Genomic DNA, 17,001 nt, shown 5'->3' with positions numbered 1-17,001 from the left:
TCACAGTCAAAATTTGAATCATCGATTACTCGACATATAATCTTTGGAAATCAAATTCATATTCCATTTTGGCAAGGAATTCAGCAACTTCTTTTGAAGCAATGTCGGATTGCGCAGAAATTTCTGGAGTCCACTTAGTAAAAAATTGATAGCTAGATGGATCTGCAACTTCGAAACAATAGGTGACACCATCAGCACCGCCAGGCATCTCCGGAATATTACCATTATCCCGCAGACGATGCAACCATCGGGGAAACAGTTCCCACCCGGATTTGGGTCGCAGGCCACTCTTTCGCGCCTTTATCGACATTTTGAGTGTGTCGGAATACAAAGTATTGCTGGAATAGGTTATAAGGTCTGCATTCCATTCGCCAGAACTCATTCGAATATCAAGAAGCTGACCAGTGGATGACAGTTCATAAACAAACCATATTCGCAGATGCACAGAGTCCGCACATTCAGCCATTACAGGGATTTTCATTTTCCTCTCAAACTGCCGTATAAGCCTGAAGTATTCTCCAGAATTTAATGAGTCCGGTCCCAATAAGTCCTTTGAATTAAAATTTCTCTTAAGGTCACGCCTATGGTTAGACTTTTCAGGCGTATAGAACGTGTCGCAACCCAATAAACTGGTCATAATCAAAAATATCCCGGAGATTTTCCTCAACATATTATAGTTCTAATAAAGTGCATCATTCACCTTTTGCTTAATAGTCTCCGTTGTTCCGCGTCCATTGGTATCCAATTTAAAGTCCCAGTCTTTTCGCAACTTCTGGGTATCTGGAGGGAAGTACAAGATCATTTTTGATTTGAGAGTTTTACTACCACAAATTTTGTCAATATTAATGATATCATTTGAACAACGGTTCTCCTTCGTCCTCCCTTTCGATTTTACACAGGCTTTTACCGATTGATAGCCTTAAGTATTGTACAGACTCTGAAGAAATAAAAGCGGAAATGCAGAATTCTTCGATATGGTCTGACAAGTTGCCTACCGGTGGCCATCTCTCATCTCCGAAGGTCAAATTAAATTGGGCTAACCTATTTAATTTACCCATATTGGCACAAAGAACAAAGGTAAAAGGTGGTAATGCTTTTACGGTTGACACTGACCACGGCAAAACATGGCTTGCCTTTACATCGATAAATTACATATGGCGTTCGAATGATATTTTGCAAATTGACTATGACAAGAAATTGCGGCCTTTTATTCAGGAAAAAAAGGCAGACGACGTCACTATTATCTACAAAGTAAGGTGACGACAGCTTTGTATTTGATATTTAAATTGGTCAAAACCGTTGTGCGCCTTTCGCTTGATTAGTTCAATATTTTTGTTTAAAGCACTTGCTTGTTTGGTCAGAGGTTTCAGCCTGCCGGAGCTTACGTCCCAATCTTTGGAATCACAATGGTGAATTGAGACTTATATATTCTTTGAAATTCAGGCAGGCCAAGACATTGCGCATCAGGCTTAAATCCTGACGCGGCCACAACTACAGGTATCAAATGATACCATATCCCAGCAAAACACTTGATATTGCTGGGTTTTTTGTTTTTGAGCGTGTTCAATTATATCAAATCTTATCCAAATTCTGGATAATAAGACGCGAATCACTATTTTCTTTACATTCGGTTTCCTAAAACATATACGACGCTATGCATTTTTTACTCTTGCGCAGATATTTTAACTGTGCTTCGTTCATTGCTATTATATTTTTGTTTGCCTCTTGCGGGAATTCGGATTCTGAAGAAACATCCGCGGAAGCAAAGCTTGCCTTCGGACGCGTCATTCCTAAACCAGTCTCGGCAAACGCGACTGGAAAAAGTTTTATGCTTACCGGGAAGACTACCATCGTAGCCGACTCATCCTCAGAACTTGGTGCTATTGCGGATTATCTCGCAGAAAACCTCAAGACTGTGACGGGTCTCCCGTTGAATACCGGTTCTGGAACCGAGGGGAACACAATCATTCTTTCCCTCAATGGCGGAACGTCCTCACTCGGAAACGAAGGATACGAAATGCAGATTGATGAACAGCAAATAAAGATTACCGCGAACAAACCCGCCGGTATATTCTATGCTGTGCAGACCCTTCGTCAGATTATCGCTGACAAGGATGATAAGTCAGGGCGCGACAAATGGGGAATTGCAACTGGAAAGATCACGGACTATCCTGAGTATGCGTGGCGCGGTTCCATGCTCGATGTTGCGCGTCATTTTATACAGGTCGAAGATGTGAAACGTTACATCGATTTGCTGAGCTATTATAAGATCAACATTCTTCATCTGCACCTTAGTGACGATCAGGGGTGGCGTATCGAAATTAAATCATGGCCGAACCTCACGGCTGTGGGTGGCCAAAGCCAGGTTGGTGGCGGCAAAGGTGGTTTCTACACACAGGAGCAATACAAAGATATTGTCGCTTATGCACAGAGTAGGTTTATTACAATTGTTCCGGAGATAGACATGCCTGGTCACACAAACGCGGCCCTGGTTTCGTATCGCAATGAACTGCTTCCCAGCCCGTCAATGAATCTGAAAGCCGGAGAAACACCCAGACCGATCGCAGGCAATCCTCACACCGGCATCGAAGTTGGATTCAGTACCCTCAGCCTGGAAAAAGAGGAGACCTTTAAGTTTATCAATGATGTGATTCGCGAAATTTCTGAAATAACTCCCGGGCCGTATTTCCACATAGGTGGAGATGAAGCGGCGGTAACGAAAAAACCGGACTATATCGCGTTCATTAATCGCTTTAAGGAAATTGTCAAAGCCAACGGAAAAATCATGGTGGGATGGGAGGAATCAGCACAGGGAAATCTCGACTCAGGAGCGATAGTTCAATACTGGCACTCCGCGGAATATGCAAAGATGGCTGTTGACAAGGGAGCCAAAATCATTTTTTCGCCTTCGAAGAAAGTATATCTCGACATGCAGTATGACTCAACTTCACGCATCGGGCTCAATTGGGCTGCTTATATCGAGGTTGATTCATCCTATCAGTGGGATCCTGCGAAGCTTGTCCCGGGTATCGGGCGTGAGCAGATAATGGGTGTTGAAGCACCACTCTGGACAGAAACGGTAGTGACCATGGACGACATCGAATACCTTGTGTTTCCACGACTTCCAGGAGTGGCTGAAATTGGATGGACACCATCGTCAGCACGAAACTGGGATGATTACAAAGGACGACTTGCTAACCATGCGAAAATGTGGAAAGCAATGGGAATTGATTATTATCGCTCGCCCAAAGTTCAATGGCCTGACCAGGCCAAAAACAAATAACAAAAAGTCCCGCCCACTGCGGGATTTTTTTTGCTCATTAGAACAGTCGCGCACCGGAAACACTCACCCACCGAGCACTTCTTTCCAATCGTCCATAGTCATATTTCCGACGATACTTTTTCCCGACTTAACCAAACCGGCGAGACGCGCTTTTTTACTTTCATGCAGCAACATGATCTTTTCTTCTATGGTACCCGGGCAGATCAGGCGGATCGCCTGTACATTTTTGTGCTGGCCGATACGATATGCACGATCGATGGCCTGCGCCTCTACCGCAGGGTTCCACCAGGGATCAATCAAATAAACATAACTAGCTGCCGTTAGATTTAAGCCCATCCCACCTGCTTTGAGGCTAAGCAAAAACACCCTGACCTCCGGATCATTCTGAAACTGATCAACTACCTGCTTCCGGTTTGTAGTTGCACCTGTGAGCGTAACATATCTTATTCCCGTCTTGTCCAACTCGCCAGCCACCAACTCCAGCATAGAAACAAATTGAGAAAAAACGAGAATTTTATGGGTCACCGATTTACTATCGATCTGCTCCATCAGTGTTTCAATCTTTGAAGATCCGCCGCCCTGCACCTGGTCGGCCTTAAGTAAGCGGGGATCATTGCAGATCTGCCGTAGTTGAGTAAGACCGCGTAAAACATGAATAGATACCCGCAGCGTCTCGTCCTTTATTCTGCCTTCCAGGTAATCCCTCAACTCCTGTTCGTACGCATCATAAACCGATTTTTGGGAATTGCCCATCGGGCAAAGTAACACCTGTTCAGTCTTGTCGGGCAACTCCCAGGCAACCGCATCTTTGGTACGTCGAAGAATAAACGGCGCAACTTTCCGCTGCAGTTCTTTCGCACGCCGGGTATCTTCAAATTTATCAATCGGTATTGAATATACTTCCCGGAAATACCGCGAATCGCCAAGCAGGCCGGGATTCACAAATGATAGCTGTGCATAAAGATCAAACGTATTGTTTTCAATGGGTGTACCGGTGATTGCCAGTCTGTTTTGCGACTGCAGCAACCGCACCGCATCGTACCTCTGCGAACCAATATTTTTTATCTGCTGTGATTCATCAAGAAAAATATACCCAAATCCGTAATCCTTCATAAAACCAATATCATAAAGAAGGGTTCCATAAGAAGTGATCACGACATCATATTTATCAAAGTCAACAGTTGATTTTTTTCTTTCAGCACCATGATGAATATGCACTGCCAGGTCGGGTCCATAACGCCTGATTTCCGCCTGCCAGTTGAAAATTACCGACGTCGGTGCCACGACGAGGTGTGTACCCGCAATGTTATTTTCTTTACGATAAAGCATAAAGGCAATTACCTGCACGGTTTTTCCAAGACCCATATCATCAGCAAGTATTCCTCCGAACTGGTGTTTAGCCAGGAAGCACAGCCAGTTCAATCCCTGCACCTGGTAATTGCGGAGGGTTGTTTTAAGTCCCCGCGGAATTCTGACACTTTCAATAGCGCTGATATCAGAAAGTCTGTGCCTGTAATGTTCAACGGCCTCTTTAACCTTATCATCAATGTCCACCGCTACCTGCCCTGCCGTGTTCCTGTCTTTTTCGTTGTCTCCGGCGTCTTCCGTGAGTCGGGCGATCAGATCAAAACGGGAATTTGGGATCCTGAGGTCTGCTCCTACAATTTCAGCTGCAAAAAAGAAATCGGCCATTTTCTCAATCCATGATTCAGGCAGGATTCCAAGCGTTCCATCATCCAGCCGCACGTACCGGCTTTTGTTGCGGGCGGCTAGTTGCAACTGCTTCAATGCCACAGCCTGGTTACCAAATACCACTTTGATTTTGGTATTAAACCAGTTAAGTCCACTTTGCACATTTACTGAAATAGACGCTTTGTTCGGATTCTTTTTATTCCCTTTCAACTGGCTGAATCCAAAAACGGAAATCCCAGCGTCGCGCCACTGCATGAAGTTTTCCTGGAACCAGTCTTCATCAAGAAAACGATCGCGGTGCAGGTAGAAATAAGTGAGACCATCTTCAAGTTGTTCCGAAAAAAGCGGGTGCTGACGAAGAAGCAAAGCGAGAAAATCATCCTCGGCTGCAGTATCTCTCTCCATCGCCATCATCCTGCCACGAATATCCGGCAGATAAATGGCCTTGTTGCTGCGAATGGGTACCTCAATGCTGCCATATCGCATTACCGGGTTGATCATCACATACTGATTCAGATCAGATAAGTAAATGATCTTTTCCATAGCGCCAGACAGACCGGCCTCATCGACCTGTTCTTTGGTCGCCGCCCTGATATAAGTATGGATCACCCGGACCTTGTCTTCCAGTTTAGACAACACCTGTTCTGTAAATGCGGGAAACTGCTGTTCACTTACCTGCATGGATAAGCGCGTCGCAAAATACCTGAGCAATTTCACCATGTACACATCAGGCACCAGGTAAAAACTATTTGCATGCAAAACAAAATACCCGAACATGAGCTTTGCCTGCTTTGGATGAAGCAAGGCATCGCCAACCCGAAGTTGCGGTGTTATCACGTAGAAGTGATCCTCCTTGTTTATCATCAAAGAAAAGTTTGATATCATTGGCCCGACCTTCACTTCCGTGAGCGAACCGGCACTGACCGTTTCTGAGAAATTCGGATCATGATAGAAAAAGCGAAGAGCCGCCGGATTTTTGACAATGGTTTTTAGTGCCCTTATATCAACATTTGGTTTGGATGCAGGTGGTGGATTTTGAAAGCGGCTGATCGACGAATAGAACAAGAGTGCATTCGTATCGTTTGAATACAAAGAAGCATCCTGGGGGGTTATGCTCCGCAGTGGATTTTTTATCTTCCCGGCCTGTGTGAGGCTGGCATCATACAGCTCAATATTCAGACTTTTATGAAAGCGAAACTGCTTTAACACTACGATACGGACGCCGTCAGGTTCTCCACTATGAAATAAAGGTTCATCGTCAGGCAGTAAAAGTTGAGCTAAATCTCTGATCGTATCCATAAGTAAACCGGCGCTAAAGGCCGCGAAGTTACGGGAGTCAAACTGGAAATACGGGAAGGCCTCATCATTGACCAAAGAATTGGGTATATTCATGGCCCACCCTCTTTCAACCTTCAACAATATGGTAAAACATATTCAAAACATCAAAATCTTCATCTTTTTCCTGTTAAGTTTTTTGAATACTGAATCAGTTTCAGCACAATCACCAGAAGTTCTGACAATTAAAAAATACGGAAGTGAAAATGCCGTCAACATCATGAATGAGTTCTTGGCGTTTCTTGCTTTGCCAAACGTTGCTGCAGACCCTATAGGTCAACAAAAGAATGCAGATTTCATCATGCAGATGATGACCAAAAGGGGTATTAAAAAAGTGCAGCTATTAAGGGCTAACACACCAGGCGTGCCCCCGGCAGTGTATGGCGAAGTAATAGTTCCCGGTGCAATACAAACTATTATTTTTTATGCTCATTACGATGGACAACCCGTTAACCCCACACAATGGGCGAAGGGACTTGATCCATTTCACCCGAAGTTGTTTTCCGATGCCATAGATAAAGGTGGAACTGATATTCCCCTTCCTATAGACGGCAATTACAAAAACGAATGGAGGATATATGCCCGTGGAGCTTCTGATGACAAAGCAGGTGTCAGTGCCATCATAAATGCATATGATGCTATAAAAAAAAGCGGGCTTACTCCAAATTGTAATCTTAAGTTTTTCTTTGAGGGAGAAGAAGAAGCAGGTTCTCCACATCTGAATGAAATACTGGAAAATCACCGTGCGTTGCTCCAATCAGACCTGTGGATTATTTGTGACGGGCCTGTTCATCAATCTGGAAAAAAACAAATTGTATTTGGCGTTCGTGGTGATGCAAAACTTGATCTTACTGTATATGCATCAAAAAGACCACTGCATAGCGGTCATTATGGAAACTGGGCTCCTAACCCGGCCATGATGTTGGCAAAATTGTTATCCTCCATGAAAGATGAAAACGGAAGAGTAACTATAAAAGGATTTTATGACGATGTAACCCCTTTGTCCGTTTCTGAAAGAAGATCTTTAAATGAAGTTCCCCCGGTGGATGAACAAATGAAAACAGAACTGGGAATTAGTACTACAGATATGCAGGGCCTGTCCTTAAGTGAATCTATAAACCAGCCTTCATTAAATATTAATGGCATACAAAGCGGCAATGTAGGAAAGATGGCTTCCAATCAAATACCAACCTATGCAACTGCTGTTCTTGATCTTAGGTTGGTCCTAGGTAATGATTGGCAGAGGCAGCAGCAAAAGGTAATCAATCATATAAAAAAAGAGGGCTATTATGTAACTAATAATGAGCCTACCGATGAAGAAAGAAAAAAATACCCAAAGATCATCAAAGTCATAGCCGGAGCTGATGGCTACAATGCACAACGCACATCAATGGATCTCCCAATTATAAAAAAAGTTATTGCAGCAGTTAAAACGACAACCAGGGATCAGATTGTTTTACAGCCCACGATGGGCGGCTCTCTTCCGCTTTTCCTATTTGAAAAATACCTGGATGCTAAAACTGTTACAGTTCCTATAGCTAACCATGATAATAACCAACATGCAGAAAATGAAAATATTCGTATTGGCAACTTATTTGAAGGAATGGTAGTTTTGGGATCACTGATGATGATTAAATAATTCCGCTCCGGCGGTATCACCTGGGATGCGGGGAATTTTCGATTTACAGTTCTACCACATTCAGTATCATGAAAAGATGGAAGATTGTTAACACCACGCCGTCCTCCAATCAATTAGCAAATTGCGATATGATCATCTTTATAGACTCCCTGCTGCCGATCTCGTTCAGGAAAGGCGTGTAATAATTTTCTGAAAAGGGAACATACTTCTCCGCTTCTTTTGCTTCGCTCCAGCCTTGCTTTACGGCTTCAAGCGCCAGGCTGTTTTGTCCATGCAGATCGAGAAAGGCAGTGGTGATCTTTCGGCGCGTTTCATCCGGTAAACGTTTATGTAAAAGTACCGGCCCCAAAGGAATCTCCGGTGAAAGCCAGAGCAGCGTACACTGAGCAGCCCGTACACTGTCTTCCATCAGTCGGAAATATTCGGTGCTGCCAACGGCGCACACATCGGCTTTACCGGCCAGCAGCGAATCAATGGCCAGGCGATGATTTCCGCTGTAACTGAGTTGCTGAAATTGCTTTTCCGGGTGCTCTAACCCAAGGCGGCTTAATGCCAAACGGGGAACCAGGTTACCCGAAGTGGACCCCGGGCTAACCAATGCCAGCCGGAGTTTTTCAGCCTTTTGCGGCAGTGCCTTTATGGATTGCACACCGGCATTTTTGCTGGCAATAATTGCAGTTTTGTAATTGTCCTGCGTGCCTGCTTTTGGTTGCAGGACCACCGTTGGAATCATGCTGTGATGCCTGCCCGAGGCATCTAACAACAAATAACCAAAGGTGTTGATCAGCGCAATGTCCACTTCGCTGGACTGAAGCGCCGAGAGAAACAGATGGACGGTTGCATAACTGCGCACCTCAACAGGATTGTTCAATAACCGGCCCAGGTGATCGGCCAGCGGTTTAATGTTGCCTATACGATTGTTATCACCATACTGGTAGGTCGCCACCACCCATGGTTTGGATTGCGACCATGCGCTTTGGAAAATGAAGAGGCACGATAAGAGTAATATCCGGTACCTGGTACTGAAAGCCAATCGCATCGCCGCGACGGATTTTATTGATAAAAAGGTAAGATTCATGTTGACTGCTTTTTTTGATCATCCTGTCCTGCCTTGTAGCTGAAAGGTCACTCTCCGCTGGCTTTTACAAGTATACAATATTACGGATTCATTATAACCACAACCGCAGCCACTCGGTAATGTTTTAACACCTGGCAGGGGCCATCAGCAAAAAGCTCCCTCCTGCATTTTATTTACCATCTGGCAAACTGCATTTTCCAGGCACAGGTCCTGTTCGTTTACAGGTAGGTGTAAACGGTTTTGATCGTGTACAGGTGCTCGTTAGTTTGGTACCCTTTGTAATGTTTCACGACTTCCACGGGGTAGCCATCGCTGTCGTAGGTGTATTCCCGCTTGTACACTACGGCTGATGGAATATTGCCGGAATAGTTTTTCTGCTCGTCCACCAGGTTGTTTTTCGACAGGTTGGAGATAAAAATATCAGGCATGTTCATGTGTGCAAAGGGATTAATGTATAAATCATATGTAAAGGTGCCGCCCTCACCCCCACCGGTGGAACTGATTGCCCGTTCTTCCACCTTGTTACCGCCCCTCATCTTCATCACGTACTCCATGGCGTTGCCGTTATTGTACAGGTAGTCAATCGTGATCTCCGCCGTCCCCGTCCGGTAACTGTGTTCCACCGCAGCAAAGGTCTCCACATCGTATGATTGCTGATGGATATGGGTGACTTTGGTACCCTGAGGGTTATAGGTAAACTCAGTGAAGCCGGTAGCGGCGTTCGTTTCATCAAATACATTGATTCGCGAAACAGCAGAACCGTTGTATTGGTAAAGATGTTTTTGAGTGAACTGCAGCGCACTGTACTGTGGCATTTTCTGGTAGAACTCGACTGCAGAAAGGCCGTTGTTGCCATAAGCATAGTGAATGCGTGAAGAAGGCTCCCACTGTTGCATCACAAAACGAAAGTTTTCTTCTTTGCGCAGTCTTTTGGCAGCTTTCTGGCCGCCAAGGGTGTATACGACATCTTCCTGCAACTGGTCCTTCCGCAACATCAGTTCATCTGTGATGCCCCATTTGTTCAAGCGGAACCGGAAGCGGATATGATCCTTCGGTACTGTGACGGTATTAACTCCGGCAGCCAGGAGCGTATCTTTCTGGTAGGGAACATTGTTTACATCCCAGGAAGTGATGCGCCATTGTGCGGGGAGACTGTCGTAGGTAATAGCGCCAATGGTGACGACCGCCTGCAGTTTTATTTTGACTGTTGTATCGTTTTTAACCGGTGGCGGTTGTTCGGCAGGTTTATGCGGAGGCTTTTGCAGGCCTTCTTTTGTACAGGCCGCAAAGGAGAGGCCGAGTAAGGCCACGAATAAAACGCGTAACACGATTTTGTTTTTCATTTTTTTTGTTTCGAAGTTGATTGATCTCTTTTTCAGGAAGGGTACCCACTTTTCTTTTCAAAGGATCCTTTTTACTTTCATGTTTCAGGCTTTGATGGAAAGCAAAACTCTTTTAAATCCCATTGGTAAATCTTGGTATTCGCCAGGATTTAATACGCGGTGGTTGTTAAATTACCGGTGGATCGAAGCCGGGGTGATTCATGAACTATTGAACACTTTGAAGATCATAAAGGGGTGGCAAAATAACCGGCGGGTGGTCCATCGAGTTAATGATTTGCGTTAGCCGGTGCACATGCAGGGCAATTTTACGCGGCAGGTCATTATCACCGCCGTTGCTGTTTGTCATCTCATAACCATAAACCCGTGGCAGGTAAATCATGCCGCAATAGGCTGCGAACATTTCCAGTGGAAGCAGGAAGCTTTCTACCGGGTAGCGATGTTGCCCGTTCTTGCTGTAGGCTTTCCCGCTGCCACCCAGTGTGATGGACAGCAACAGGCGTTTGTTTCGCAGGGCGGAGCCGTTTTCGCCATAAGCAAAACCATGGACGAACACAGCCTCCATCCAGCTTCGCATATGGGCGGGCCGCCATACCATACAAAGGGAAATTGCAGGATGATGAGTGACGCCTCACGCAGGCCCTCCTGTTCTGCAGGTACATCAATCTGACCGTCGGGATAGCTGGTGCGGATATCGCATATTGGTTTGACCTCATGTAACCGTGACTATGAAACTAAGTGGTCTGCTCTCTCGGTCTGCCCTCTATGAAGTATAATACGGATGGCTCATCCACCTTGGCATGTAGAATTTTATAGTACATTGCAGTTTTCAAAAATATTTTGGGCAATTATTTATGAATCGCGATTGGCGGAACAAGTCAGTGAAAAAGCTGATGAAAGAAAATTATCAGGGAGATCCGGTGGCTATCGTCCGGCAGAAAGCCCGCACAATGGTTTTAAATGCTTTTGAGAGAGGATGGAGCGGACCTCCTTTTGACCCTTTTAAACTGGCGAGACTCCTTAATATTGGTGTGGCGCCAAATGAGTCAATCACAGATGCGCGCATCCTGGAGGTCAATGGTGAATTTCAGATTGAGTATAATCCATTCCAAAAGCCAACGAGAACCAATTTTTCAGTTTCACACGAATTGGGCCATATTCTGTTCTCTGATTGGAGTGAAACGATCAGAAATCGAGAGGATAAGAGAATTGGTGATTTGTGGGAGCTGGAATTCCTTTGTGATGTAGCGGCATCTGAAATACTGCTGCCCTATGCAGAGTTTACAACTGAAGCCAATTCCGTTGCCCTTAACATGAAGTCATTGTTAGAAATATCGAATAAATACAAAGCCTCACTTGAAGCGGTTTTCCTCCGATTTGCGGAAGTTGTGAACAAACCATGTGCGATTATCATTGCATATTTTGAAAAGGATGAGAGGAAGGACCTTGTCATAGACTACTTTAAGACCTCCCATTCATTTGATCAAAAAATCACGAATAAAGTAGCGGTTCCGCGGGATTCGAAGGCTTATGAATGTATTAACTCAGGATGGACCTCCGAAGCGTTAGAGAGCTGGGAAATGTTTGATGGCCAACCATTCAAGGTTTTTTCAATTGGACTGCCCCCCTTAAAAAAACAAAAGCGTCAACGAGTTGGGATATTTATTGCGCCAGAGTTGTATGATGATGTCCCTACAAGAGCTATTTATACGATAAATGGAGACGCAACGCAGCCACGTGGAGACGGAGAAAAAATCATTGTGCAGCTAGTAAACACCAGTGCCGCCGTTGGCTTTGGATTTGGACGGGCAATGGCCGTCAAGTGGCCAGCCAGCAAGAAAGCTTTACAAGAATGGAAAGATCAACAAGACTTCAAACTCGGCGAAGCTAAACTGACTAGGCTCAGCGATGACATCAATGTTTATCAAGTTCTAGCGCAAAAGAGGATAAGGCCAAGGTTCGAAGGCGAAAGAATTCTCAGTTACATTAGTCTGCAACTGTGTCTAGAAGAGCTTCGTGAACTCGCTATAGATCTGAAAGCGTCGATCCATATGCCAATGATAGGGGCAGGGCAAGCAAAAGGAGACTGGAACATTATTGAGGGGATGATCTATGACGAACTTGTTCAGCACAACATCAGTGTGACTGTATATACTCTACCTGGATCAAAACCTTTTGCTAACAATACATCTCCTTTAACTTTATTCGATTCGTAATTGCCTATGAAGAATGATAAAATTATAGTCCTGCTTAGCGGGGAAATCTGTAGCGGTAAATCGCAGTTGTCCGACCAGCTGGAAAAAAGACTTGGCTTCAAGATCTTAAAGACCAAAGATGCCCTAAAAACCATAGCTCAAGAAAGAAACAAGAATCTTAAGGAAGGTCGACAACACCTACAATCTCTTGGCGAGTCCCTTGACAACGAATCAAAGGGAACCTGGGTAAGAGATTTTTTTCAAAGCGAGATTTTAAATTCCGAAAGGGTAGTTATCGATTCGCTGCGTATCTCCAGTCAAATTGATTCTTTTAGGCATTCATATGGCCATTCAGTTGTTCATGTTCATCTAAAGTCATCACCAGAGGAATTGAAACAACGTTACCTACACAGGCAAGATGTCGACGGCAGTGAAGGCGAACTACTGGCACTATACAAGAAAATCAAAAGCGACCGAACAGAGAAGCAAGTTAATACCCTGGAACCCAAAGCCGATATAGTCGTAAATACTGAACGAAACAAATTGGAGGATGTGCTAATTCGAGTAGCAGGGTTCCTCAAAATTTTGCCACCAATAAATAACCAACTGGTAGACGTAATAGTCGGAGGGCAATTTGGATCAGAAGGCAAGGGCCAGATTTCTGCCTACTTATCAACCAATTATGATTGTTTGGTTCGTGTCGGAGGACCAAATGCCGGGCACAAGGTGTTTGCTGAGCCTAATCCGCACGTCTTTCACATACTGCCATCTGGTACTGTGAAAAATCCGAAGGCGAAAATAATCGTTGGCCCTGGGGCGGTTATCAGCAAAGAGGTACTCTTGCGAGAAATTAAGGAGTTCAACATTGAAGATCCTAAACGCTTACTTATCGACTCCAACGTAACGATCATTAGCGAGCAGGATATTGCTTACGAGCGAAAGATGAGCAAAATTGGCTCGACTGCTCAAGGCGTAGGTTCCGCTACTGCAGGTAATCTATTAGTTCGGCTTCAAGAAAAGGACCAACATAAGGCAAAAAATTGTAAGGAATTAACACAATATCTAGGGTCATCTCATGAAGAATTAGAAAAACTTCTTAGCGCAAATAAGAAAATATTGTTGGAAGGTACGCAAGGCACTCTTCTAAGCTTACATCATGGCTTTTACCCTTATGTTACTTCCAGGGACACAACAGCTGGAGGCTGTCTTGCAGAAGCAGGTATAGCCATAAATCGCGTCCGCAAAATAATAATGGTCACTCGTACTTACCCTATTCGCGTGCAAAGTCCAGAAGATGGCACATCTGGAGAGTTTCAGAGTGATGAGATAACCTTCGAAGAAATTCATAGGAGGTCTGGTGTTCCATTGCAGGAGTTAGAAAGGACCGAAATGACGACTACTACCAAGAAGAAAAGGAGGATAGCAGAGTTTAGTTGGTCTTTGTACCGAAAAGCATGCGAGTTAAACTCCCCAACAGACATTGCACTGACATTTGCGGATTATTTGGACTATTCCAACCAGGGAGCTCGTAGGTTCGATCAACTATCAGCCAAGACCACCCAATTTATAGAGGAAATTGAGCGCTGTTCGGGAAGGCCAGTAAGCCTGATTGCAACCAGGTTTTCATACAGATCAATTATTGACAGAAGAAATTGGGTATAATATGCTTAGTACAACATTCATTGAGAAAATCCCTTTTTTGTATCATTTGACGGACGTATCCAATCTTCCGTATATAGTGGAGAAGGGAGCCCTTTTGAGTACTGAGGAGCTGATAAAACTGGCTAATCCAGAATCTGTTCAAACCTTTGTCAGCACTAGACGTGCCGAACACACCACTTTGCAAATTGGAGATGCGACAGTCCGCATACGCGATCAACGCCCTTTGAACAAAGCATTGGATAAGTGTCTTACAGATGGATGGACAAGGGAAGATTTTATCAGACATTTGAACTGTAGAGTTTTTATGTGGCCCAATCTTAAAAGGCTAAATATCCATTTTGGTCGATACGCCCATGAGAAGCCCGTCATTCTGCGATTCAGAAGTAAGGAAGTATTAGAGTTGAATCGAAATATTCAATTAAGTCGGATAAACTCAGGTGCAACTAGACCAAGTGGAACATTAGGGGGCCGGGCTGCGGCTAGGGGAAAGGACACTTTTGTACAGCTGCAAAACTATGATTTGCAACCTGCAACCATTGCGGAGGTAACATTCCCCCGACTATGTGTAATTCCGAGCACATTCCTGTTAGGTCAACACCCTGCGGGCCCATGGAAACCGAAATAACAATAGGTTTCTTAAACACCACCATTGAAAACTCAGGTCTCGATCACATTCGTAAATCACTGATGCGTCCTTGTTATGCGACCTGGTTTGCGCTACGTTCGGGGGAGTGAAGTGGGATACCGGAAACTCGACTTCCAACTCTGCAACAGCACAATCAATCGAGTTGCAGCTTCTTATTTTGACATTCTTATATATTTCCCAAAGCTTTGTTCCGCTTTATCGGATGTGATCCGCATAAGACCATGAATAGGAAATTGGCCTTTATAAAATGTGGCCATGGATCTTCGGCATGTGTGGATTTGAATCGCACGCTAAAGTGGCTTTATCGCTGAGTAGTAGCCCGGCCCCTGTTAATCAAGAAATCTGACAAGCCATAAGCTTGCTTAATCTACCTACTGCACTTTTGTTTACCCATAGCTCTGGCCAACTTATTAGGCGAGTTTGAGTATTCCTTAAATTTGTAAACGTCAACGATATGTATACATTCTTTAGCTGATTTCAGCTGACGGTGGATTATTTCTTTTAACTTTCATTTTTGCTCTGAAGTCCTTTCCAATGCTGTATATTAATTTTCCAAAGAAAAATCCTGCTGCTAATATCGGAAGTAAAATGAGATATAATTTACCACTCACACGGAGTTTCTCAATCGCTTGTGGCAAAGTGTAAATTTTAGCTACCATTAAGTAGTCGAGCATAGGCACATGGATAAACATAATTTGCAAGAAAGAAGCACTGACCATCCCTGCAAAAATAATGTTAGCACTAAACTTAACTCCTGTACCTTGATCGACGTCGCAAAGCATTATAGTTATACAAACAGAGGAAAATATAAACGAAGGAATCCCTAACGCAAGACATGCGACCACTAGTTTCAAAGTATCGTATTGTTTGAAAACATCCGGAGCATATTGGAAGATAAAATGAAGCGGCGATAATACTGTCGCTGTCGCCATGAAAAATCCAGTAATTAATTTGATGTAGGGAACCTTCATTAAGTCTATAGTTACCATTAATTTTAGGTTTAGGTCAGTAAAAATATGAAATGTAAAATCCGGGATATTCTGACCCCCATGTTCCAGAGCAAACTGACCCCGGTGTTCCGGGGGATGTTGACCCCCCTGTTCCGGACGATGTTGACCCCGTCACTTTTCTTAAAGCTTAAGGATGTTCGATTCTGAAGTGTTTATTCCGGACCAACTTGACCCCCCCCGGTGTAATTTTTATCCACAGTCATTCCGGCATATGTTGACCCCCCCCTTTTAATCAGATAGTAAGAGATTGGTTTTCTGCTGTTGTAACCTTGCCTCCTAAATCAAACAGGGATGGCAGCAAAACCAATAGCAATGGAACAATTAAAACAAGTGTTACAACTTCATGGCACTGGGCATTCGATCAAGGCAATTGTGCGCCTGACTGGCCTTGCGCGTAACACAGTTCGATCATACTTGAGCAGAAGATCTGATGCTCCTGCAGATGCCCCTAATGCAACCGATCGTGAACTGGCTGCAGTTATGTTTAACCAGGATACAGCTTTTATTAAAAGCGTCAAGTACCAGGAACTTCTTGCACGCTTTGAGAACATTGAAAAAGAACTTAGCAGACCTGGTGTTACCCGTCAATTACTTTGGCGAGAATATCTGGATGCTGATCCTCAGGGTTACGGATATAGCCAATACTGCTACTATCTACAACAATTCTTGAACAAAAAAGATGTTGTTATGCATCTCAATTATAATCCCGGTCAGGAGATCATGGTTGATTTTGCTGGTAAGAAATATTTCTATGTCGATATGGAAACTGGTGAACGTATAGCTTGTGAGGTATTCGTTGCTACATTGCCATATAGCGGCTTGATCTTTTGTCGGGCGGTACATAGTCAAAAGACAGCAGACTTTTTAGAGGCCAGCAACTACATGCTCATGTACATTGGAGGCGTTACTCAAACAGTTCTCTGCGATAACTTAAAGACCGCCGTTACAAAATATGATCGCTATGAACCGACCTTCACAGATTTATGCTATCAACTTAGTGAACATTATCAAACCACCTTCTCAGCAACAAGACCAGGCAAACCCAGAGACAAGGCTATGGTCGAAAAAGCAGTGAATATAGTTTACAGAAACATATATGCACCCCTGCGAAACCAAACCTT

General features: G+C 44.2%; 12 protein-coding genes and 1 pseudogene. 7 read left to right on the top strand and 6 right to left on the bottom strand.

The annotated features are described in order from the left end of the window. Positions 1-25 precede the first annotated feature (25 nt). Positions 26-466 carry a hypothetical protein gene (locus ACX0G7_RS23700; RefSeq protein WP_458926014.1) on the bottom strand — a complete coding sequence of 147 codons (441 nt, stop codon included), beginning with the start codon at positions 464-466 and terminating at the stop codon, positions 26-28. A 593-nt stretch (positions 467-1,059) separates the two neighbouring features. On the opposite strand from ACX0G7_RS23700, the gene ACX0G7_RS23695 reads away from it, so the two are divergent. Next, on the top strand, positions 1,060-1,260 hold the full coding sequence (locus tag ACX0G7_RS23695) for a hypothetical protein (protein WP_458926013.1): 201 nt from the start codon (positions 1,060-1,062) through the stop codon (positions 1,258-1,260). Between the two features lie 394 nt (positions 1,261-1,654). Then, positions 1,655-3,283, top strand: a complete 1,629-nt coding sequence (locus ACX0G7_RS23690; protein ID WP_458926012.1) for a beta-N-acetylhexosaminidase — start codon at positions 1,655-1,657, stop codon at positions 3,281-3,283. A gap of 63 nt (positions 3,284-3,346) precedes the next feature. Here ACX0G7_RS23690 and ACX0G7_RS23685 read toward each other — a convergent pair whose 3' ends face one another. Next, on the bottom strand, positions 3,347-6,367 hold the full coding sequence (locus ACX0G7_RS23685) for a DEAD/DEAH box helicase (RefSeq protein WP_458926011.1): 3,021 nt from the start codon (positions 6,365-6,367) through the stop codon (positions 3,347-3,349). A 28-nt stretch (positions 6,368-6,395) separates the two neighbouring features. Between ACX0G7_RS23685 and ACX0G7_RS23680 the strand changes: the two genes are divergently transcribed. Continuing rightward, a complete protein-coding gene (locus ACX0G7_RS23680) occupies positions 6,396-7,949 on the top strand; it encodes a M20/M25/M40 family metallo-hydrolase (RefSeq protein ID WP_458926010.1) in 1,554 nt (517 codons plus the stop codon). A 109-nt stretch (positions 7,950-8,058) separates the two neighbouring features. Here the strand turns inward: ACX0G7_RS23680 and ACX0G7_RS23675 are convergent, their stop codons facing one another. From ACX0G7_RS23675 to ACX0G7_RS23665, 3 genes and pseudogenes are all read right to left on the bottom strand, one after another. Continuing rightward, positions 8,059-9,027: a phosphate/phosphite/phosphonate ABC transporter substrate-binding protein gene (locus ACX0G7_RS23675; protein ID WP_458926009.1), complete on the bottom strand. Its 969-nt coding sequence runs from the start codon at positions 9,025-9,027 to the stop codon at positions 8,059-8,061. A gap of 218 nt (positions 9,028-9,245) precedes the next feature. Continuing rightward, a complete protein-coding gene (locus ACX0G7_RS23670) occupies positions 9,246-10,370 on the bottom strand; it encodes a hypothetical protein (RefSeq protein ID WP_458926008.1) in 1,125 nt (374 codons plus the stop codon). Positions 10,371-10,575: 205 nt separating this feature from the next. Next, positions 10,576-11,006: pseudogene (locus ACX0G7_RS23665) on the bottom strand (NAD(P)H-dependent oxidoreductase). A 254-nt stretch (positions 11,007-11,260) separates the two neighbouring features. Here ACX0G7_RS23665 and ACX0G7_RS23660 point away from each other — a divergent pair. Genes ACX0G7_RS23660 through ACX0G7_RS23650 form a run of 3 tightly spaced genes read left to right on the top strand, consistent with a single transcriptional unit; the run spans position 11,261 to position 14,849 of the window. Then, entirely contained in the window at positions 11,261-12,583 is a 1,323-nt protein-coding gene (locus ACX0G7_RS23660; RefSeq protein WP_458926007.1) for an ImmA/IrrE family metallo-endopeptidase, read from the top strand. Between the two features lie 6 nt (positions 12,584-12,589). Then, positions 12,590-14,224: an adenylosuccinate synthetase gene (locus tag ACX0G7_RS23655; protein WP_458926006.1), complete on the top strand. Its 1,635-nt coding sequence runs from the start codon at positions 12,590-12,592 to the stop codon at positions 14,222-14,224. A 1-nt stretch (position 14,225) separates the two neighbouring features. Continuing rightward, a complete protein-coding gene (locus tag ACX0G7_RS23650) occupies positions 14,226-14,849 on the top strand; it encodes a DUF7002 family protein (protein WP_458926005.1) in 624 nt (207 codons plus the stop codon). Between the two features lie 488 nt (positions 14,850-15,337). Here ACX0G7_RS23650 and ACX0G7_RS23645 read toward each other — a convergent pair whose 3' ends face one another. Beyond that, positions 15,338-15,859, bottom strand: coding sequence for a hypothetical protein (locus ACX0G7_RS23645; RefSeq protein WP_458926004.1), 522 nt, complete (start codon positions 15,857-15,859; stop codon positions 15,338-15,340). A gap of 312 nt (positions 15,860-16,171) precedes the next feature. Here ACX0G7_RS23645 and istA point away from each other — a divergent pair. Next, the coding region (gene istA / locus ACX0G7_RS23640; RefSeq protein WP_458926003.1) for an IS21 family transposase at positions 16,172-17,001 on the top strand (830 nt) is incomplete at its 3' end.

This window comes from Flavitalea antarctica (genome assembly GCF_054461535.1).
Note: the sequence above shows the minus strand (reverse complement) of the source record. Positions and strands in the feature narration are given on the sequence as shown.